Origin of the sequence: Streptomyces albiflavescens, from assembly GCF_014645835.1 — a bacterium.
Classification (GTDB): Bacteria; Actinomycetota; Actinomycetes; order Streptomycetales; family Streptomycetaceae; genus Streptomyces; species Streptomyces albiflavescens.
Map to the genome: position 1 here is coordinate 103,052 of NZ_BMMM01000023.1, position 19,732 is coordinate 122,783.

General features: G+C 70.0%; 14 protein-coding genes. 2 read left to right on the forward strand and 12 right to left on the reverse strand.

Going from position 1 to position 19,732, the window contains the following annotated elements; all coding sequences use genetic code 11:
* Positions 1–9: 9 nt before the first annotated feature.
* Both IEY95_RS42045 and IEY95_RS42050 read right to left on the reverse strand, forming a co-directional pair.
* Positions 10–780 (reverse strand): DUF72 domain-containing protein, encoded by a 771-nt coding sequence (locus IEY95_RS42045; protein WP_189191532.1) that lies wholly within the window; start codon positions 778–780, stop codon positions 10–12.
* Positions 781–930: 150 nt separating this feature from the next.
* Positions 931–2,025, reverse strand: a complete 1,095-nt coding sequence (locus IEY95_RS42050) for a DUF5925 domain-containing protein (protein ID WP_189191533.1) — start codon at positions 2,023–2,025, stop codon at positions 931–933.
* A 167-nt stretch (positions 2,026–2,192) separates the two neighbouring features.
* On the opposite strand from IEY95_RS42050, the gene IEY95_RS42055 reads away from it, so the two are divergent.
* On the forward strand, positions 2,193–3,608 hold the full coding sequence (locus IEY95_RS42055) for a GH39 family glycosyl hydrolase (protein ID WP_189191584.1): 1,416 nt from the start codon (positions 2,193–2,195) through the stop codon (positions 3,606–3,608).
* A gap of 44 nt (positions 3,609–3,652) precedes the next feature.
* Here the strand turns inward: IEY95_RS42055 and IEY95_RS42060 are convergent, their stop codons facing one another.
* From IEY95_RS42060 to IEY95_RS42085, 6 genes are all read right to left on the reverse strand, one after another.
* Positions 3,653–7,489 carry a lipopolysaccharide biosynthesis protein gene (locus IEY95_RS42060; protein ID WP_189191534.1) on the reverse strand — a complete coding sequence of 1,279 codons (3,837 nt, stop codon included), beginning with the start codon at positions 7,487–7,489 and terminating at the stop codon, positions 3,653–3,655.
* Positions 7,482–8,279: a polysaccharide deacetylase family protein gene (locus IEY95_RS42065; RefSeq protein WP_189191535.1), complete on the reverse strand. Its 798-nt coding sequence runs from the start codon at positions 8,277–8,279 to the stop codon at positions 7,482–7,484. The genes IEY95_RS42060 and IEY95_RS42065 overlap by 8 nt, the downstream gene beginning before the upstream one ends.
* Positions 8,276–9,280, reverse strand: coding sequence for a glycosyltransferase family 2 protein (locus tag IEY95_RS42070; RefSeq protein WP_189191536.1), 1,005 nt, complete (start codon positions 9,278–9,280; stop codon positions 8,276–8,278). The genes IEY95_RS42065 and IEY95_RS42070 overlap by 4 nt, the downstream gene beginning before the upstream one ends.
* Positions 9,277–10,095 (reverse strand): glycosyltransferase family 2 protein, encoded by an 819-nt coding sequence (locus IEY95_RS42075; RefSeq protein WP_189191537.1) that lies wholly within the window; start codon positions 10,093–10,095, stop codon positions 9,277–9,279. Before IEY95_RS42075 ends, IEY95_RS42070 begins: the two co-directional genes overlap by 4 nt.
* Positions 10,096–10,441: 346 nt before the next feature.
* Positions 10,442–11,563, reverse strand: coding sequence for a GNAT family N-acetyltransferase (locus IEY95_RS42080; RefSeq protein WP_189191538.1), 1,122 nt, complete (start codon positions 11,561–11,563; stop codon positions 10,442–10,444).
* A gap of 1 nt (position 11,564) precedes the next feature.
* On the reverse strand, positions 11,565–11,915 hold the full coding sequence (locus IEY95_RS42085) for a hypothetical protein (protein WP_229703726.1): 351 nt from the start codon (positions 11,913–11,915) through the stop codon (positions 11,565–11,567).
* A 435-nt stretch (positions 11,916–12,350) separates the two neighbouring features.
* Here IEY95_RS42085 and IEY95_RS42090 point away from each other — a divergent pair, with 435 nt between their 5' ends.
* Positions 12,351–13,160: an SGNH/GDSL hydrolase family protein gene (locus tag IEY95_RS42090; RefSeq protein ID WP_189191539.1), complete on the forward strand. Its 810-nt coding sequence runs from the start codon at positions 12,351–12,353 to the stop codon at positions 13,158–13,160.
* Between the two features lie 8 nt (positions 13,161–13,168).
* Here the strand turns inward: IEY95_RS42090 and IEY95_RS42095 are convergent, their stop codons facing one another.
* The 4 genes from IEY95_RS42095 to IEY95_RS42110 all read right to left on the reverse strand — a co-directional run bounded on the left by IEY95_RS42095 (position 13,169) and on the right by IEY95_RS42110 (position 19,724).
* Positions 13,169–14,812, reverse strand: coding sequence for a serine/threonine-protein kinase (locus IEY95_RS42095; protein ID WP_189191540.1), 1,644 nt, complete (start codon positions 14,810–14,812; stop codon positions 13,169–13,171).
* A gap of 45 nt (positions 14,813–14,857) precedes the next feature.
* The gene (locus IEY95_RS42100) at positions 14,858–16,594 is read right to left on the reverse strand and encodes a sulfite exporter TauE/SafE family protein (RefSeq protein WP_189191541.1); all 1,737 of its coding nucleotides are present in this window, start codon (positions 16,592–16,594) and stop codon (positions 14,858–14,860) included.
* Complete coding sequence (locus IEY95_RS42105; RefSeq protein WP_189191542.1) at positions 16,591–18,051, reverse strand: tetratricopeptide repeat protein; 1,461 nt, start codon at positions 18,049–18,051, stop codon at positions 16,591–16,593. The genes IEY95_RS42100 and IEY95_RS42105 overlap by 4 nt, the downstream gene beginning before the upstream one ends.
* A 134-nt stretch (positions 18,052–18,185) precedes the next feature.
* Positions 18,186–19,724, reverse strand: coding sequence for a DUF4331 domain-containing protein (locus IEY95_RS42110; protein ID WP_189191543.1), 1,539 nt, complete (start codon positions 19,722–19,724; stop codon positions 18,186–18,188).
* Positions 19,725–19,732 lie beyond the last annotated feature (8 nt).

Here is a 19,732-nt window from a genome sequence, read left to right on the forward strand (position 1 = left end):
GGCGTCACCTCACGACGCCGGCATGTGGCCCGGCGTGCGCGTCACCGTCAGGCCCGCCGCCCTCGCCGCCCGGGCGAACGTCACCGCGTCCTGGACGGCCGCCGCATGCGGATCGTTGTTGAAGTACGTGTAGACCTCGTGGTCGTCCGGCCAGGTGTCCGCGATGCGCTGTATCCAGGTCGTCAGGGACCGCAGGCCGTAATGCGGCCACCGCAGGGCGCGGCCCTGGTGGAAGCGGACGTAGCCCCAGTCGGTGGTCCGCCACAGGGGGGTCACCGGGCGGGACAGAACGTCGGCCCAGCAGAGGGCGGCGCCCCGTGACTCCAGCACCTCGCGCACCTCGGGCGTCCACCAGGAGTCGTGGCGCGGTTCGACCGCGATCCGCGTACCGGACGGGAACTGGGCGAGACAGTCGTCGAGAAGCGCGGGGTCGGCGCGCAGCGTGGGCGGGAGCTGGAGCAGCACCGGGCCGAGCCGGTCGCCCAGCCCGGCCGCGTGGGTCATCAGGCGGTTCACCGGCTCCGCCGGGTCGCGCAGCCGCTTGATGTGGGTCAGATAACGGCTCGCCTTGATGGCGACGACGAAGTCCGGAGGCGTGCGCTCCCGCCAGACCTCGAAGTTCTGCCGCGACGGCAGCCGGTAGAAGGCGTTGTTGATCTCGACGGTCGCGAATCGCGCCGCGTACTCCTCCAGCCAGAGCCGCTGGGGCAGCCGGTCCGGGTAGAGGACACCGCGCCAGTCCTTGTACTGCCACCCCGACGTGCCCACGTACAGGGTCATACCTCCATCAAAGCACCGGAGGCGGGCGGACGGGGGCCACGGATCGGACGCGGAGCCACGGATCGGACGCGGGACCATGGATCGGACGCGGGACCATGGATCGGACGCGGGACCATGGATCGGACGCGGCGCCATGGATCGGACGCGAGGCTACAAATACAACCCCGCGTCCGCACCCTCGCGCTGGTCCGGTACCGACGTGGGAGTCGTCCCCCGGCGCAGCGCGTACAGCTCCGCCAAGGTCGCGCCCTCGCGCGAGACGCCCTCTTCGGTGCCAAGCCAGTTCACCGCCTCGCGACGGGTCAGCGGGCCGACCTCGATGCGGGCCAGGCAACGGCCGGGGCGGACGACGGCCGGGTGGAGCCGCTCCAGGTCCTCGTTGGTGGTGACGCCCACCAGCACATTGCGGCCCTGGCCCAGCAGCCCGTCCGTGAGGTTGAGCAGGCGCGAGAGCGCCTGACCGGCGGTGTGCTTGGCCTCACCGCGGATCAGCTCGTCGCAGTCCTCGAGCAGGAGCAGTCGCCAGCGTCCCTTCCCGTTGCCGTCCTCCTCGCCGATCGCGATGTCCATGAGATAGCCGACGTCCGAGAACAGCCGCTCGGGATCCAGGACGCAGTCGACCTGGCACCAGTCGCGCCAGGAGCGGGCGAGCGTCCGCAGCGCGGAGGTCTTGCCGGTGCCCGGCGGCCCGTGCAACAGCAGCAGTCGGCCCGCGATGTCCTCCGGCGTCGTCTTCATCAGGCGGTCCATCGCGTCCGCCACCGGCGCCGTGTAGTTGGGGCGGACCTCTTCCCACGTACCCGCCGAGATCTGGCGTGTCGTGCGGTGCGGGCCCCGGCGCGGCGACACGTACCAGAACCCCATCGTCACGTTCTCCGGCTGCGGCTCCGGCTCGTCCGCCGCACCGTCGGTCGCCTGGGTGAGCACCTTCTCGGCCAGCTCCTGGCTGGTCGCGGTCACGGTGACGTCGGCGCCGCGGTTCCAGCGGGACACCAGGAGGGTCCAGCCGTCGCCCTCGGCGAGGGTCGCGCTGCGGTCGTCGTCACGGGCGGAGCGCAGCACGCGTGCGCCCGGCGGGAGCAGGGTCGCCCCGGACCGTACGCGGTCGATGTTCGCCGCGTGCGAGTGCGGCTGCTCGCCCGTCGCGAAGCGGCCGAGGAACAGCGCGTCGACGACGTCCGACGGCGAGTCGCTGTCGTCGACGTTGAGCCGGATCGGCAGAGCGTCGTGTGGGTTCGCAGACATGTCGCCATGATCCGTCACGCGGGCGCCCCGTGCACCCGGTTTCCGCAGTGCGTCCCGTGTGTCGGCTGTCGTCCACCGATTCCGGTGTATCCCCTCCGTCCTGTTACAGGGCTGTGGTGTTACGGGCTCTGTCCTACGGCCGATCCCCGCCGTTACTGTTGCCCATGATGGGACGTCATGGGTGGAATTCGGGGGCGCGACGGTGGCGGCTCACCGCGCTGCTCGGTGTCGGTGTGGCCGCTCTGGCCCTGGTCGTGACCCTGCTCAACACCCTGCCGGGAGACGGCGGGAGCACCGCGGGCACGACCCGCGACGGGGACAAGGTGCACGGCACACCGGTCACCCCGCCCGACACACCGCGGCCGGAGGTGGGCTGGGGCTTCACCCACACCCAGTTCAGCGCCGACGAGGGCGCCGACGCCGCCACCGAGCGCGTCGAGGGGCTGCTGGAGAAGCAGTCGCTGCCGCAGAACCAGCACATCATGGGCTGGGGCGCGGGCAACCCCGAGCCGTCCAAGGGGCGTTACGACTTCTCCGAGATGGACCGCCGTATCGATTTCATCCGCAAGTCCGGCGGCACCCCGACCGTCACCCTGTGCTGCTCCCCGGACTGGATGAAGGGCGGCAAGTCCGGCGTCACCGACTGGAGCCAGGCCGCCCTGGAGACCGCCCCGGACCGCGCCCACTACAAGGACTTCGCCGCGCTCGCCGCGACCGTCGCCAAGCGCTATCCGGACGTACGGCACTTCATCGTCTGGAACGAGTTCAAGGGCTTCTGGAACGACAGCAAGGCCCGCTGGGACTACGAGGGCTACACCGAGCTCTACAACCTGGTCTACAAGGCGCTGAAGAAGGTCAACAAGGACATCATGGTGGGCGGCCCCTACCTGGTCATGGACAGCTTCGACCCGCGCCAGACGGAAAACGCGTCCACCACCGTGAAGGGCACCTGGGGTGCCATGGACCAGCGCGTCCTCGACGCCTTCGCGTACTGGAACAAGAACAAGGCGGGCGCCGACTTCGTCGTCGTGGACGGCTCCAGCTACACCAACGACGACGACATGCTGCCCAACGAGTTCGCGGCCACCGACAAGCTCACGGCCGTCGGCAAGTGGGTGCGCGAGCAGACGCACGACCTGCCGCTGTGGTGGGCCGAGTACTACGTCGAACCGGCCGACGGCAACGACGACCGTAAGGGCTGGTCCGAGACCCGTCGTGCCGCCGTGCAGGCCGCCGGAATGATCGCGATGGTCAAGGGCGGCGCCTCTTCCGGCTTCTACTGGAACCCGGAGGAGGAGAAGGGCTCCGACTGCGCGGGCTGCCTGTGGACACCGACCGACAGCGCCGACGGGGGGACGACACTCCCCATGTACGACCTGGTGTCCCGCTTCAGCAAGGAGTTCTTGCCCGGGACCACGTACGAGACCGTGCCCGTCGCCGCCGACGACGTGCCCAACGTCCGCGTCCTCGCCACCGACAAGGTCGCCCTCGTGGTCAACACCCTGGACCGCTCGATCAGCGCCAAGGTGGACGGCAAGCGGTTCGAGATGCGGGCGTACGAGGTGAAGTGGCTCACTCGGTGAGCGGGGTCACCGGGTGAGCCACTTCGGTACTCGGGCAGTGCGCCCTACTTCATCGTCAGGAACCGCTGCACCATCGATGCCAGCAACACCGCCAGCAGCGGCAGCGAGAACCAGAAGCTGCTCTGCAGCCAGCGCAGCTGCCGCACGCTCGGCCGCACCGCGACCCGTACGACCTCGCGTGCCGTCAGCAGCACGATGAGCGCGATCGCCGCCAGACCGCCGACGACCGACCACGGCGTCCAGGTCACCTGGGGTCCGATGGCCCCCGGATCGGCCTTCGGGACCTTGCCCGCGGGCTGCTTGCGCAGCGTGTACATCGTCACGTCGTCGTTGACGAGGACCTTCTTCAGCTCCTGCCGGTCGTCGAGATTGGTGATCAGCCTCGGCTCCCAGCTCGCCGAATAGCCCACGTCCATTTCGAGGTAGACCACCTGACTGCGGTTGATCATCAGATACGAGTTCGGGCCCGCGTCCTTGAGCGCCTTGACGAGCCCGGACACCAGGACCGGGTCGGCGGGCGCCAGCGTGGGCACGTACTGCACCTTCTCCATGTCCTTGGCGCCCCACGGCATCGCGGGCGTCACGTTGTTGACCGTGTCGTTGCTCAGCCACAGCAGCCGTACGGTCGGATCGTCGTGCTCGTACACGTAGTTCATGGCCGTGACCTCGCCGGGCCTGATCCGCTCGAACGGCTCGTTTCCCCAACGGGCCACCAGGAAGCCGCCCATGAGGAGCAGCCCGGCCATGAGGGCCGCGAGTGGGGCGAGACTCACCCGGTCCTTCTCGCGCTCCTTCGCGGTGACGCCGGTGCGCGGGAAGAGGGCGAGACCGGCGAGCAGGGCCGCACCCGGGAGCGCGAACATGAAGACGCGCAGGGCCATTTCGCCGCCGTAGGACTGCATGCCGAAGCCCAGGAACGGGACGAAGGTGAGCACGAGCAGCGAGCGCTCGCGGTACTTGTGGTCGCGTCGGCGCCACCAGCCCCAGCAGGCGAAGGCCATCACGCCGCCGGCCAGCAGCACGCGCGTGTAGAGCACGAGCTTGTGAGTGGAACTGCCGCCCTGGATGCGGCCGGAGACGGACGACGACACATTGCCGCCGACTCCGCCGACTCCGCCGAACAGGTCGTCGAAGTGCCCCGACCAGTACGGCTCGGCCATGAAAGAGATCCAGACCGAGACCAGCACGGCGAACAGGATCGGCAGACCGCGCAGTTCGGAGCGGCCGATGAGGACGAGGACCGTGAGGACGCCCAGCATCACGAACGGCGTGAGCTGGTGTGCCGGGACGGTCGCCGCGAACAGCCCTGTCAGGATCATGAGGAGGACGGCCCGCTGACGGCGGTTCGTCGGCTCGACCTCCACTTCGCCGGGGCGCGCCTTCGTCCACAGCACGCGCGGCGCCCGGAACCACACGAGCAGGATCGCCACAAAGACCAGATAGAGCAGATACGTGAAGCCCTGCGGCGAGAAGTAGTCCTGTCCGACCCAGCCGCTGAGCACGAAGATCCAGATGCCGGTCCACTTGGCCCGCCAGCTCGCCCGCATCGAGCGCACGAGCAGGAACAGGGGAGCCAGGTAGAGGAGCTGGATGGCCAGCGGCCACCAGCGGATGACCTCGGTGAGGTCGGTGACTCCGCAGGCCTTCGCGATGAACGCGGCCGCGGCGAAGAAGCCGGGCCAGCTCCAGCGGGCGTCCAGGTCGGGTACGGCCGAGCCCGTCCGGTCGATGTAGTCGAGGAACCCGAGGTGCTGCCAGGCCGTGGCGAACCGTGGCTCGGTCTCGATCACCGCCGGGAGCGCGTGCAGCGAGACCACGGTGGCGAGCAGGGTGATGAGCAGGAGTCCCTTGTGCTCGCGGTTCATCCAGAGCAGCGAGGCGAAGACCGTGATCAGCAACGCGGCCCCGACCAGGGTCGGCAACGGCAGGACCGAGATCAGGCCGAGGCCGCCCATGCGGGCGAGGGAGCCGTCGTCGAGGCCCAGCGCGGGGACCCAGTAGAGGAGGAGTGCGGAGATCAGCAGACAGCCGAGGACGACACCCGGTTTGGACGGGTGCCGTAGGCGTTCGCGGAAGGACAGGGGTGTGTCGATGGTCGGCTGCGGCTGCTCGGTGGCCGGTTGCGCCCCCGCGGCGGAGCCGCTTGATGTCACGGCCCACGCCCCTGTGGGAGCGCTCTCCCGGTCGCCGGTTTCAAAGGGAGCGTCCACCTCCGGCGCCTCGGACGGGCCCAGGCTGGCCTCCGAACCGGGCTCCCGCGCCTCGACCGGCAGTCCCACCTGCGGCCGCAGCGCCCATGTCGGGCGGTGGTCCGGCCGTACCGCGGGTGTCCCGGTGGGCGGCGTGCCCGGTCCCGGTCGTACGTCCGGCCTGCGCTCCAGGTGGTCGAAGTCGACGTGGATGCCGAGTGCGAGGGTGTCGGCGTCCAGCTTCTTCGCCCAGGAAGGACCGCTCTTCGTGGCGGGGACCTCGCGCGCCCCCAGGTCGGCGAGGTCCCCGTCCGGCGCCGCGTCCTCGGGGACATTCGCGGGCGGCGCGGTCCGCACGATCTTGTACAGCTTGGGCGCGGCGATCGCCACGATCACCGCGAGACTGGAGATCTCGGCGACGCCCGCGCCGGTCAGGCCCATGCGCGGCAGCAGGATCACCGTGAGACCCAGCACCAGCACGCACAACAGGCCCTGCAGATAGGCGAGTCCGGAGGTGCGGCTCTGGGCGCGCAGCACCGCGAAGTACGTCTCCATGACGACCCGAAGCACCGCGCCGACGGCGAACCAGCGCAGCAGCGGGGTCGCCGCGTGCGCGTAGCCGTCGCCGAAGACGTGCAGGATGAACGGGGCGCCGAGGAACAGCAGCCCGCACACCGGCAGCATGATCCGGGCCATCCGCTTGAGCGCGGCCCGGGTGTTGGCGGCCAGGCGCGCCGGGTCGTGCGAGCCCTCGACGGTCAGTGAGGCGCCCATGTTGATGGCGAGCAGGTTGACCGTGCCGCCGATCGTGGTGGTGATGTAGAAGTACGCGTTGTCGGTGGAGCTGACCTGTGAGGCGACGATCACCGGGACGAGATAGACCACGGCGAGCGAGAAGAGGGAGCCGGTGTAGTCGCCGGCGAGGAAACGCCCGATCTCCTTGAAGGAGGGCGGTTTCGCGTGCCCCTCGGTCGCCTTGATGTGCCGGGGGACCAGCCGTCGGAAGACCAGCAGGCCGAGCGGGACCACCGACAGGGCGATCGCCGCGACCCACGACACGAAGACGCCCGTGGTGGGGATCGCGGCGGCGAGACCCACGAGCAGCATCAGCTTGACGGCGGAGAACACGGTGTTGCCCACCGGCACCCACAGCGCGCTGCGCAGCCCGGTCAGTACACCGTCCTGGAGCGTCAGCAGCGACCAGGCGACGACGGCGAGGACGAAGCCGAGGCCGTTGAGCGGGCCGTGCAGAAAGCGGTACGAGGGTCCCCACAGGTTCAGGGTGAGCAGAAAGACCACGGCGGCCAGTGCCACGACCACCGAACTGCCCGCGTACGTACGGAAGATGAGGCGTCCGGTGGCGCGCCCTGCGACGGGGATGAAGCGGGCCAGGGCGCCCGTCAGCGTCACCGCGGTGAGGCCCGCGAGGAGCTTCATCGCGGCGATCGCGGCGGAACCCTGGCCGACCGCCGACTCGGAGTAGTAGCGGGCGGCGACCAGCCAGTAGCCGAGCCCGAGCACCGCGGAGATCCCGGTGTTGAGCATCAGGGCGTAGGCGTTGCGGAACAGCTGGTTGCCCCCTCCGGCACCCTTGCGGCTCCTGCCGGGCAGGCGGAGGCGGCGCCCCGACCGCTGCTCGGGTGCCTCGGTCGTGGGTGTGGAAGCCTGGGTTGTGGTCGTCGTGTCAGACACGGGAACGGATGGCCTTCCGGCGGACCTGTCGTGCTCTTCGGACCATGGCGTACCCCTTGGTGAGGGCGCGGTCCCGGGCGAAGTTGCGGGCGATCCCGCGGCCTTCGACAAGGCGCGAGAACTCCTCGATACCGGTGCTGCGGCGCACCGTGACGCGTTGCAGGGCGTACGGGCCCTGACGGCGCCGTGCCAGACCGTTGCCGACGGCGAGCGACTGGGCGAACCCCGCCTCGCGCACCGTACGGCGCACCCGGCGGCTGGAGTAGCCGTACGGGTACGCGAACGACATGGGGCGGGCGCCCAGTTCGTCGGCGATGATCTCCTTGCAGCGCAGCAGCTCGAACCAGAGCGCGTCGTCGGCGAGCTGGTCCATCTGCGGGTGCGTGTGGCTGTGCCCGCCGATCTCCACCTGCTCCTCGGCGAGCTTGCGCACCTGGTCCCAGTCCAGCATGGTGTCGAGGCCGCCCCCGGTGTCGTTCGCGCCCTTGATCCACCCCGTCGAGACGAACAGCGTGGAGGCGAAGCCGTGCTTGGCGAGCACGGGCAGGCCGTGCCGGTGCACGCCCTCGTAGCCGTCGTCGAAGGTGATCAGGACGGGACGCGTCGGCAGCGGGCCCCCGGATCGCCAACCGGCCGCCAGCCGAGCCGTGTCGACCGGGGTGAAGCCCCTGTCGTCGAGCAGCGCCATCTGCTCGGCGAAGGCCTCGGGCGCGACGGAGAGTGCGCGGGTCGCGTCATTGGGCGCGGTCGCGATCGAGTGGTACATGAGAATCGGCACAGGTTCGCTCATGCTGAAGCCCCCTCGTCGTCCGGGACCCCCTCGATCTCCACCACGGAGAAGGTGGCGCCACCCCTGCGTGCCCGGACGCTCCCGAGTACGTACCCACCGGCCGCCGTGAGAACCCCGGCGACGATGGCGCCCGCGCGGCCCGCGCCGCCCGGACGGGCGAGCACCGCGTCACGCAGCCCGCGCGCGACCCCGGCGGGCAGGATGCGGGTCGCATAGCGGCGCTCCGACTCCAGTCCCTTGTCGGAGCCGACACTTCGGGCGACGAGCGCCTTGGACAGGCCCTCGGCGTACGCGCGCGTGCGGAAGTACCCGAAGTGCTCCCGCACCTCGGGTACCCGGTGATGGATGACCGCACGGTCGTCGATCAGCAGGATCGCGTCCGGTCGGGCGCGGGTGAGGCGGATGCACAGCTCCGTCTCCTCGCAGCCGAGCGGGCGCTTGTCGCCATCGCGGCCGATGCCGGTCGCGAAGCCGCCCGCCGCGTCGAACGCCGTACGACGGAAGGAAGCGTTTCCGCCGAGGACGTTGCGGACCTGCACGCGGCCCGGCGGCAGCCCCTTGTACGTGCAGCCCACCACCCAGTCGAACTCCTCGGGGAACCAGGCCGGGCGGCGGCCCGACGCCCAGATCGGCATCGTGCGGCCGCCGACGGCCATGACCCGCGGGTCCCTGTACCCCGCGGCGAAGTGCCGCAGCCAGTCCCGCTCGGCCACGGCGTCGTCGTCGAGGAACGCGATGATCTCGCCGCGCGAGGCGGCGATCCCGGTGTTGCGGCCCGCGGACAGACCACGGGGGCCCGCGTTGGCGAGCACCCGCACCCCGTCGGTCTCCTTGTACTCCCTGGTCAGCCGCTCCAGGAGCGTGGCGTTGTGGTCCACGACCAGGAGCGTCTCCAGGGCGGGCAGGGACTGCGCCCGCACCGAGGAGACCGCCGCGAGGATGTCCTCCCAGCGGTCCTCGGTGTAGACGCAGACCACCACGGAGATGTCCGGCTTGCTCAAGACACCTCTCCCTGGCCCGAGTCGAGTTGCGCGGCGTGCGGCCTGCGGCGCAGCGCGCGCCGGTTGGAGCGCTCCTTGAGGATCACCTTGAGCACCCGGAACCCGTCCCGCACGGCACGCAGATTGCTGGTGCCGTGGATGCGGAGGTACTCGTGGCTGGGTATCTCCTGCACCTTCAGGCCCGCCTTGACCACCCGGATGTTCATCAGGGTCTCGACCTCGAAGCCGGTGCAGTCGAGGTCGATCTTGTCGAGGCAGTGCCGCCAGAACGCGTTGTATCCATAGCAGAGATCGGTGTAGCGGGCGCCGAACTTGGCGTTGACGGCCGCGCACAGCACGTGGTTGCCGAGCTTGCGGATCGGCGTCATGTCGGACGTGCCGCCGCCGTTGGCGAAGCGGGAGCCCTTGGCGAAGTCCGCCCCGGACACCAGCGCGGAGACGTACGACACGATCTCGTTGCCGTCGGCCGAGCCGTCCGCGTCGACCATCACGATGATGTCGCCGGTGCACGCCTCGAATCCGGTGATCAGGGCGTCGCCCTTGCCCTTTCCGCGCTGTTCGACGACCTTGACGTCCGGCCACAGTTCGCGGGCCACTTCGACGGTGTTGTCGGTGGAATTGCCGTCCACAAGAACCACTTCGTGAATCCAGCCGGGAAGGGTCTTGAAGACGTACGGGAGATTCTCGGCCTCATTCATGGCAGGAATCACGACACTCACCGGTGGCGTAATGGCCAGGTGAGAGGAGATGGGCCGGTACTTGTTGGCCATTAACGGATCTTGGCCCGAAATGGCTGGGCGCAGGACTGAGCTCATGAGTCTGGTCCCTCTCGTCCGGCGGACCGCCCGCCCCTGGGCAGTCCGGCTCTTTGTCCGGTTCGAAAGGGGGGTTCTCACTTACGGCATGACGAAATGGATCTCCGTGTCTGCCGGGTGAGCTGGCAAAGCTGGCCGGCTTTCGGGAAAGCGGAAGCCGGTCACGCGGCACGACTCGGCACAGATGTGGTCACCGAGCACGGCACCCCCCTACCGCGCCCCGCGCCGGACCGTCTTCGCGATCTTGAGCCCTCCCCTAGATCGCACGAGCAAGATGGACCGATGCGGGTGAGATGTATGACGGTATTGACGATTGCGTCCCTATGGCAAGACCTGGAACGAGCCCTCACGTTTTTGTTGGTATGGCCGTTACCTCTCGCCTCGAACGGATTTTCCCCATCCGTTTGAGGATCCTGTCGGCCGGCTCGAACAGCTCCGGCCGAGACAGCACCGCATTGCGCAGTGCCCGGGCAGGGGCGCGGTGCGCCCGGTGCCCGAATGCGACGGGATGACGTCGTGTCACCCACCCCTCGGACACGGAGAGATCCCGTGTCTTGAGGGAGTCCTTGTAATCCTTCCGGCCCCGCCCAAGATCCATGTACGCAATTCCGTCGGCAGCGGCCGCCTCGGCCATGCGTAAATGCAGGATCAGGCCGGGGGAGTATTTCGCGAACGACGGGTCGTACGCCGGAAACCAGCACGCCATGACCCTTTCGGTCCGCAGCCCGAAGTGTGCGGCGACCGGCTTGCCGTCCGCGTACAGCACCGACAGGATCCCCGCGAAGGGTTCGCGGCGGGTGTGGTAGAGCTGCTGGACCAGGTGGCTGATCCAGGAGTGCGCGAAGCGGTCGCTGCGCCCGGTCCTGCGGTACTGCGCGGACTTCCAGTCGGTCAGCGTGCGCAGCACCGCCGGGTCGCGCTCGTCGTGCACGTAGCGCAGCCCGCCGGCGTCCCGGCCGAGCCTGCGCTCCTTGGCGAGCGTCGTCCGGGTGAACTTCGGCGACTTGGCGCGCAGCCGGCGCAGATACGTTTCGTAGCCCTGGTCGAGATCCACGACCGGGGACGGGAAGGTGCCGGAGGCTCCCGCTTCGAACGGCTCCTGGCCTTCCACCAGATGGTCGAACTCCCAGACGGCGAGCCCGCAGGCCCGCAGCAGGTCGTGCGCTTCCCAGGTGAAACCGGGGCGGTGCACAAGACCCTGGCAGTCGGAGATGCCGAGGCCGACGGCCCGTCCGACGCCGGTGGTGGTTCTCCGGAACGGGAAGAAGGCAGCGGGCTCGTCGTCCTCGCGCACGACTGCGATCCGCACGCCGCGTCTGCAGCGGCCCACCGCGAGCGTGAACTCGGGGGACAGGAACGGGTTCGCCAGCCCGGGCGAGCCGTTCAGATGGGCCTTCGACTGGAAAGCGGTCCAGGCCGCCCGGTCGGCCGCGCTCAGCTCGCCGGGGCGGTACACGCTGATGTCCACCTCAGGAGGCCCGTGTTCCCGCCGTCCGGCCGCGCATGCGCCGTACCAGCACCAGCAGGAGAATGACGGAGCTGATCGCGGTCACGGCCGCGATCCCGCCGCGGGCCGACCAGCGGTGCACGGCCAGCATGCCCTGGGCCACCAGCATGTTGACGACGACCGCGCCCGCGACCGATGCCAGGCTGCGGCCGAACGGTTCCAGCCCGCGCAGCGCGGCCGCGATGGCGACCGACGGCGCCGCGAGCAGGAAGAACAGCGTGAACGGTGCGCGCAGCGGTGAGTCCACGTCGGCGAGTGCGAGGACCGCGCCGACCACCGCGACCACGGTCGCGGCGCCCGCGAGCAGCGGCAACAGGTCCCTCCCCGGATCCTGTCCCGACCGCTCCCCCTCGCCTGATGAAGGTGTCTTGATACGTATGGTCTGCATTGGCGACTTTGCCCCCTGAAGCGCCGGATGCCAGGCTTCAATGTCGCGCAGCGGTCCGGGGTAGTCAAGACGCGGATGACGCTCTTGCGGGTTCATGGCCTTCCTTGAACGTGTGTTCCGCGGAGGCACCGGTTGCCTCCGGGGAACTGTCGTCCAGATCAAGCGAGTTCGCGCATTCCGACACGATCTTCAGCAGCCTGTTCGCCTTGGCGCTGCGCTGTCATGAACGCGTCAGTAAATCCATGACCAATGCGCAGGGTGGGAACCGGTGAGGGCCGAAAGTCTTGGCATGGACACTTCCTGTCAACACGCGTAGCTGCTACGACAGTTGTGGCAGAGATCCTGCTAAAGGGAGGTTCCATGAGACGTTCCCGAATTACGGCATACGTGACCTCACTCCTCCTCGCCGTCGGCTTCGCCCTCACCGGGGCGGCGACGGCGCAGGCGTCCCAAACCGCCGCGGCCACCGGCTATGTGGCCCTCGGCGACTCCTACTCCTCCGGTGTCGGCGCGGGCAGTTATCTCAGCTCCAGCGGCGACTGCAAGCGCAGCACGAAGGCTTACCCCTACCTCTGGGCCGCCGCCCACTCGCCCTCGTCCTTCGACTTCACCGCCTGCTCGGGCGCTCGTACCGGTGATGTCATGGCGAACCAGCTGGGCCCGCTCAGCTCCTCCACCGGCCTCGTCTCGATCACCATCGGCGGCAACGACGCCGGCTTCTCCGACGTCATGACGACGTGTGTGCTCCAGTCCGACAGCTCCTGCCTCGCGCGGATCGCCACGGCGAAGGCATACGTCGACTCGACGCTCCCCGGCCAACTCGACACCGTCTACTCGGCGATCAGCGCCAAAGCCCCGGCCGCCCATGTGGTCGTCATCGGCTACCCCCGCTTCTACAAGCTGAGCGGCTCCTGCGTGGCAGGCCTCTCGGAGACCAAACGGTCCGCGATCAACGGTGCGGCCGACTACCTGGACAGCGCGATCGCCAAGCGCGCCGCCGACCACGGCTTCACCTTCGGCGACGTCAGGGGTACCTTCACCGGCCATGAGATCTGCTCCAGCAACGCCTGGCTGCACAGCCTCAACTGGCTGAACATCGGCGAGTCGTACCACCCGACCGCGGCCGGCCATTCCGGCGGGTATCTGCCGGTCTTCAGCGGCACGGCCTGATCATCCACCTAGGGTGACGTGGAGGCGGAGGCCTCGTCCGTCGGGGTCTCCGTCGCGCAAGTGATCGTGAACGGCACGGAGTTGGACGTCACGTGGACGGGACTGCGGACCTCCACGCTGATCTCGTTCTCGAAGGTCCCGCTCGTGTCGTACGTCGTCGCCACGACCGTCTTCTGCTGGGTCCTGCCGCCGTCGGCGGGGAACGAGAGCGTCTTCCAGCCCGGGTCGGTGACATCCCCCGTCTTCGTCACCCAGCGGTACTCGACGTCCACCGGTACGCGGCCCACCGTGAAGGTCGCGGTGAAGGCGGGCGCCTGGGCGGCGGGCGGTGGGCAGGCACCGGAGTAGTCGGTGCGCTGACCCGTGACCGTGACCTGCACGGACTGTGCGGGTGGGGTGGTGGTCGAATGCCCCCCGCCGGGACGGGTGGTGGACGGAGTTCCGCCGACCGTACCGGTGTTGCCGCTCCCGCTGTTGGTGTGTCCTCCACCGGAATTGCCACCGCTGGAACCGTTGTTGGTGCCGCCGCTGTTGCCGGTGCTGCCGCTCCCGCTGTTGCCGCCGCCTCCGCTGTCGCGGTTCAGCAGGGCGTACGTCAGTCCGCCGAGGGCGAGCGCGAGCGCGAGCATGCCCGCGATCAGGACGACTGCGGCGCGGCGGTTGCGGGCGGGCTCGGAGGTGGTCGTGGTCGCGGGCAGGGTGGCCGAGGCCGGCCCGAATCCGGGCTGCGGCGTGGGTCGGGGCGGAGGCTGGGGGAAAGCCGCGCGCGTCTCCGCGTCGAAGGGGGCGGGGGACGGCACGCCCACGGTCGAGGTCGGCGGCGTGCCGCCCGCGGCGATGATCCGCAGTTCGTGCTCGGCCTGTTCGGCGCCCAGCCGCTCAGCCGGGTCCTTGGCGAGCAGCCCCTCGATCACGGAGCCGAGAGGGCCCGCACGGAGGGGCGCCGGAAGCGGCTCGTCGACGATGGCCCGCAGTGTGCTCAGCGGAGTGTTCTGACGGAAGGGCGAGTTTCCCTCGACGGCCGCGTACAGGAGCACCCCGAGGGACCACAGGTCCGACTCGGGTCCGGGCGTGCGGCCCAATGCACGCTCCGGAGCCAGGAATTCGGGCGAGCCGATGACCTCGCCGGTCATCGTCAGCGCGGAACTTCCCTCGACCATCGCGATACCGAAGTCCGTGAGGACGATCCGTCCGTCGTTCGCCATCAGGACGTTGCCGGGCTTCACGTCGCGGTGCAGGACCCCCGCCTCGTGCGCGGCACGCAGTGCGGCGAGCACCTCGGCGCCGATGTGCGCGGCGCGCTGCGGAGGCAGCGGGCCCTCGGCGTCCAGCAGATCGGAGAGGGCGAGGCCACGGATCAGCTCCATCACGATCCAGGGCCGGCCCTCCTCGGTGGCCACGTCGTACACCGTCACGACATTGCGGTTCGAGACACGGGCGGCGGCCCAGGCCTCGCGTTCCAGCCGCGCGTACATCCGCTCGACCTCGTGCGCCGGAAGCCCGGCCGGGGCGCGGACCTCCTTGACGGCGACCTCGCGCTGCAGCACTTCGTCGCGGGCGCGCCACACCGTTCCCATGCCGCCCTCGCCCAAGGGCGACAGCAGGCGGTAGCGCCCCGCGATCACACGTTCACTGCCCGGATCTTCGGACACGTGCGTCCCCCATTCGCATCCGCGCGATTTCTCCACAAAAGTAGCTCAGCCGAGTGCGGATGCCGCCCCCTTGAACACCAATCCAGCCCCAAGCGCTACGACGACGAACGCCGATCCCAGCGGCGCGCTCCTGCGCACCACGGCCGCGACGCGTCCCTCGGCCCACCGCGGGCGCCTGGCCAGGGCCCGGGTCATCCCGCCGCCCAGCTTGACGACGGCGAACCCTGCCGCCGTGAGCGTCAGGGCGAGCCCGACGCCGTACGCGAGGACGAGCAGGAAACCGAACCAGGCCTGTCCCAGGGCCGCGGCGCCGACGAGCACGACGACGGCGGACGGGCTGGGCACCAGCCCCCCGGCGAAGCCGAGGAGGATCGTGCCGCGGAGGGTGGGGGCGGTGGAGTGGGTGTGGGTGAAGCCGCCATGGGTGTGTTCGAGGGTGGGGGAGGGGGCGGCGGGAGTGTGCGCGTGCGTAGGCGGGCGCTCGTGGGGGTGGGGCCCGCTGTCGACGTCCGTTGCCTGGGATGCGTGGGCGTGTGCGAGAACCAGGGGGCGTTCGTGTTCTTCCGCGGGCTCGTGAGGGTGGGGTGCGGGGCCGTGGCCGTGGCCGTGGTCGTGGTCGTCGTCGTGTGTGTGGCCGTGGCCGTGGCCGTGGTCGTGGTCGTCGTCGTGCGTGTGTCCATGGCCGTGGTCGTGGTCGTGCGTATGTCCGTGACCATGGGAGTGCCCGTGCCCGTGTCCGTGCCCGTGTGCGCGGTTGCGCCAGGCCCGGCGTACGAGCGTCGCGCCCGCGGTCGTCACCAGGACGCCGCTCGCGATGCCGAGCCACGCGATCACCGAAGGCGCCGCCGCCGAACCGGCCGTGACCAGGAGGCCGAGGGCGACGACGCCCAGGGTGTGGGTGACCGTCACGGAGGCGGCCAGGGGCAGGACGTCCTTCAGCCGCGCTCGGCCACCGCGTGCCGCTGCCGTCGCGGCCATCAGGGTCTTGCCGTGGCCCGGCGCGAGCGCGTGCATCGCGCCCAGGCCCACCGAGATGAGCAGGGCGAGCGCGGCGAAACCGAACGTCAGATCATGGCGGGCCACCAACCCGTCGAGCGCCTGGGTCCAGCGGTCGGCGCCGCGCGGCAGCACGGAGGCGGCCGGCGCGTCCTGCCGCTCCTCGACGAGGGCGGGGCCGCCGGAGCGGATCCGCACTGAGGCCGTCGCGGTGTCGGCCGGAGAGGAGAGCAGCTCCTTGGGATAGACGGTCAGCTCCTTGGACACCGACTTCTTCGGTACGTCCGACGAGGTGAGGGTCATCCGATCGCCCCGCGCGGTGATCTCGCGCCAGCCGGGCCCCCGGTCGGCCCCGGCGCCGTGGAAGCCGAGGGAAACGGTGTCCGCTTCGGGCAGCGGCGCCGTCAACCGGCACTCCACACGCAGGGTGTTGAGACCTGCCTGCCCGGGCCGCACGCGCGCGTGACTCGCGCGGACGGTGAGCGGCACCTCGCGCCCGCCCACGGTGACCTCGCTGCCGCGCGCCGCCGACGCGCACCGCTCACGGGCCCAGTCCGTCATACCGAGCTTCTTGATCTGCGGCTGGGCCTGCGTGGCAGGGATCTCCGCGAGGTCCTCGACGTGGTGGACCCGCAACTGGCCCGGGGCGGCCACGAGTCCGTCGTACCGATTCACGGTGAAGTTGCCGAGCGGGTGCGCGCTCGCGGCCCCGGAGGGCACGAGCACGAGCGCGCAGGCGGCCGTGAGGACGGCCGCGCAGGAGGCGAGGACGCGACGAGGCTTCACTTCGCGGCCTCCAGTGCCTTACGGGCCGCACGGGCGCCCAGCGGTGAGAAGCCCGGGTTCAGCTCGAGGGCCGACTTCAGCGAGGCGCGGCCCTCCTTCGCGTGGCCGGTGGCGCGCTCGATCATGCCGCGGTGGTAGAGGAAGGACGCGTTGCGGTAGCCGGTGGCCGTGGCCCGGCGGGCGTACGGCAGGGCTTCCGTGTCGCGGCCGTTGACGTGCAGGGCCCAGGCGAGGGCGTCCGCGGTGTGCACGGTGTGGCGGCGGGCCCACTCCGCACGGGCCGCCTTCAGCGCGGCCTCACGGTTGCCGTGGTCGGCGGCGGCCAGAGCGGTGTCGAGGTCGGCGTTGACGCCGTTGGCGCGGGCCAGCGAGACCCAGGCGTTCACCAGGGAGTACTGGTCACGGGCCTTCTGGGCGTCGCCCTTCTTGCCGCGCGCCTCGTACAGCTCGCCCAGTTCCACGAGAGGTTGGGGCAGCGGATAGCGGTCCACGACCTGCTCCATGCCACGGATCGCCGTCGCGCCGTCCCCGCGTGCCGCCTGGGCGCGGGCGCGGCCTTCGAGCGCGGGGAGGTAGGTGTCGTCGGCGCCGAGCGCCCGCGCGTAGTACGTGAGCGCCGTGCCGTACTCGCCCTGGTTCCAGGCGAGTTGGCCAAGAGCGGTTGCCACGTACGAGACGTCGCCGCGGGTCGTCGCCGTGCTGAGCGCCTGCTGAAGGACCCGGCGGGCGGTCTTCACATCGCCGCGCAGCTCGTGCACATAGGCGTACCGGGTGAAGACGGGCACGCCCGGGCGGCGCGAGTCGGCCACGTCGGCGGCCTTCGACGCCTCGTCGTAGCGGCCCAGCTCGACCAGGGCGTCGATGCGGGAGCACAGGGCGCGCTCGCTGTACGGGTTCTCCTTCAGCACCTTGTCCGCGTACGTGAGGGCGCCGGTGAAGTCGTGCCTGGCCGCGGCGAGGGCGGCGCGCCCCGCGAGCGCCGACTCGTTGTCGGGGCGCAGCTCAAGGGATCGGTCCAGCGCCTGATCGGCCTGCGCATACCGGGAGGGATCGCCCTTGGTGCGGGCCTGCTCCACATACGCGAGCCCGAGCGTCGCCCAGCCGCCGAAGTCCTTCGGCTGAGCCTTGAGATGGGACTGCAGAGAGGTGATGCTCGCGTCCAGATCCCCACTGGCGAGCAGCTGTGGCGACACGCCGGTGGGCGCGGACGCCACGGTGGAGGTGGTATCGCCGTCCCGGACGGCCCCGAGCACCACCGCGCCCGCGGTGAGCGCGACGGCCAACGCGAGCGAGCAGGCCGCGAGTTGGGCCACACGCCAGCGTCGCTGGGACGCCGACAGCCGTCGCACGGCGGCGACGCGTTCGTCGTCGGGCGCTTCCGCGGCCCCCAGGGCGCCGGTGTCGGGCGTGGCCTCCTCGGCGTCCGTCGTCGCACTCTCGTTCGTACGCGGGGACATGCCCTCTCCTCAAAGTCCTTGGCAAAAACGGTCGTTGTGGGGGTGGGGCGGCGCGGCCCGCGCCGTGGGGGATGGATAGGTGCGGGCCGCGCCAGTCGGTGAGCCGGGCCGCAGAGCCCGGCTGTGCTGCCGGGTCAGTAGGCCCGGTTGTGCATCCGCCGACGCCACCACATGAGGCCGGTGGCGATCAGCAGGAACCCGGCAGCGCCCGCCGCCGCGGAGGCCGCGATCAGCGTGGTGTCGGTGCCGCCGCCGGAGGCGCCCGCGGGCTTCAGTGCGTCACCCAGCTGGTTGCGCACGTCGGTCCCGCTGGTGGTGCCCTTGGCGAGCGCTCCTCGTGAACCCGAGGTCGGCTCGGCCACATACGGGAAGTAGTTCTCGAACTTCTTGTCGTTCTTGTCGACCGCGTCGCCCAAGTCGTTCTTGGAACCCACCAGTTCACCCTCGACGACCTGGAGCGAGGCGTCGATCACGTCGTCGGTGAGCCGGCGTCCGTTCGGGAAGCCCGCGTTGTCGCCGTCGAGCACACCGAGCCGCTTGGGATGCATGGTGGGCTTGATCGAGGTGTTGAGCCGCAGCTCCTCCGCCGGGCGCACCTTGGGCGGCTGGTTGAGGCCCTTCACGCCCTTCAGGAACACGTCGACCAGGTCGTTGCGGGGTTCCGCCGGGGCCTTGATCTTGTAGATCGCCTCGATGAGCTTCGGCAGCTCCGGGTTGGTCACGTTCTTCAGGAACTGACCGTCGTTCCACGGCGCGGACGCGTTGAACTTGTCCTTGTCCTTCTGCGGGTTGACGACCTCGTTGACCAGCGGCATGCCGAGCCGGGAGACCTGCGTCCAGTCGCCGTGCGCGTCCTTGCGCTGGGTCGTGGACCAGATGCCGACGATCGGCTGTCCGGCCGACTCGCGGATCATGTCGTTCGGGACCTGCAGGGCTATCGAGTTGACGTTGTAGCCCTTGAGGGTGTCCCGCCCGACCTCGCTCAGGTTCCCGCCGTAGAGCAGGTCGAAGACACGCAGATCCAGGAAGAACGGGTCGTCCGCCTGCCCGGCGAACGTCGTCGAACCGCCCGCGAGCTTGTAGACGGCCTGGTCGCGCAGTTTGCCGTAGTCCGGCATCGACGCCTTGCCGACGTTCGACGGCGCCACCGGAACGTCGTCGGCGACCTTCGTCCGCGACACCAGCTTCTGGTTGTGCAGCCGCAGCAGATCGATGTCGTACGTCTGCGTGATGTTCAGGTCGGGGTCGTCGAGGCTGGTGACCGGACCCGTGTTGTAGAGGAAGGTGTTGCCGTTCTTGCGGTGCGTCTTGAAGGTGTAGCGGTAGACCAACTCGCCTTGCGCGTCACCGTTGTTGTCGATGTGGATGTCGTACTGGGCGTCGTCGGCGAAGGTGTAGAAGTTCGGTCCGCCGGCCGGTTCCTCGAAGGGGATCCAGTTCGCCACGATGGTCGTGGTGTTGGGCTTGTCGGGGCTCACGAACGCGTACACGTCCGTGTTGTCGTACTGGGGCTGCCCCGAGATCAGGGGGGCCTCCCGGTGACTGGAGGCGGCGGCCGCCCCCGGTTCCAGCGCGGTCACGCCGGCGGCTGCGAGCCCCCCGGCGGCCAGCGCACCACATACGAGGGTCGCGAGACTCCTGCGTCCCGCGCCGCTCCTGGAGAAAGGTGTCATGCCGTCCG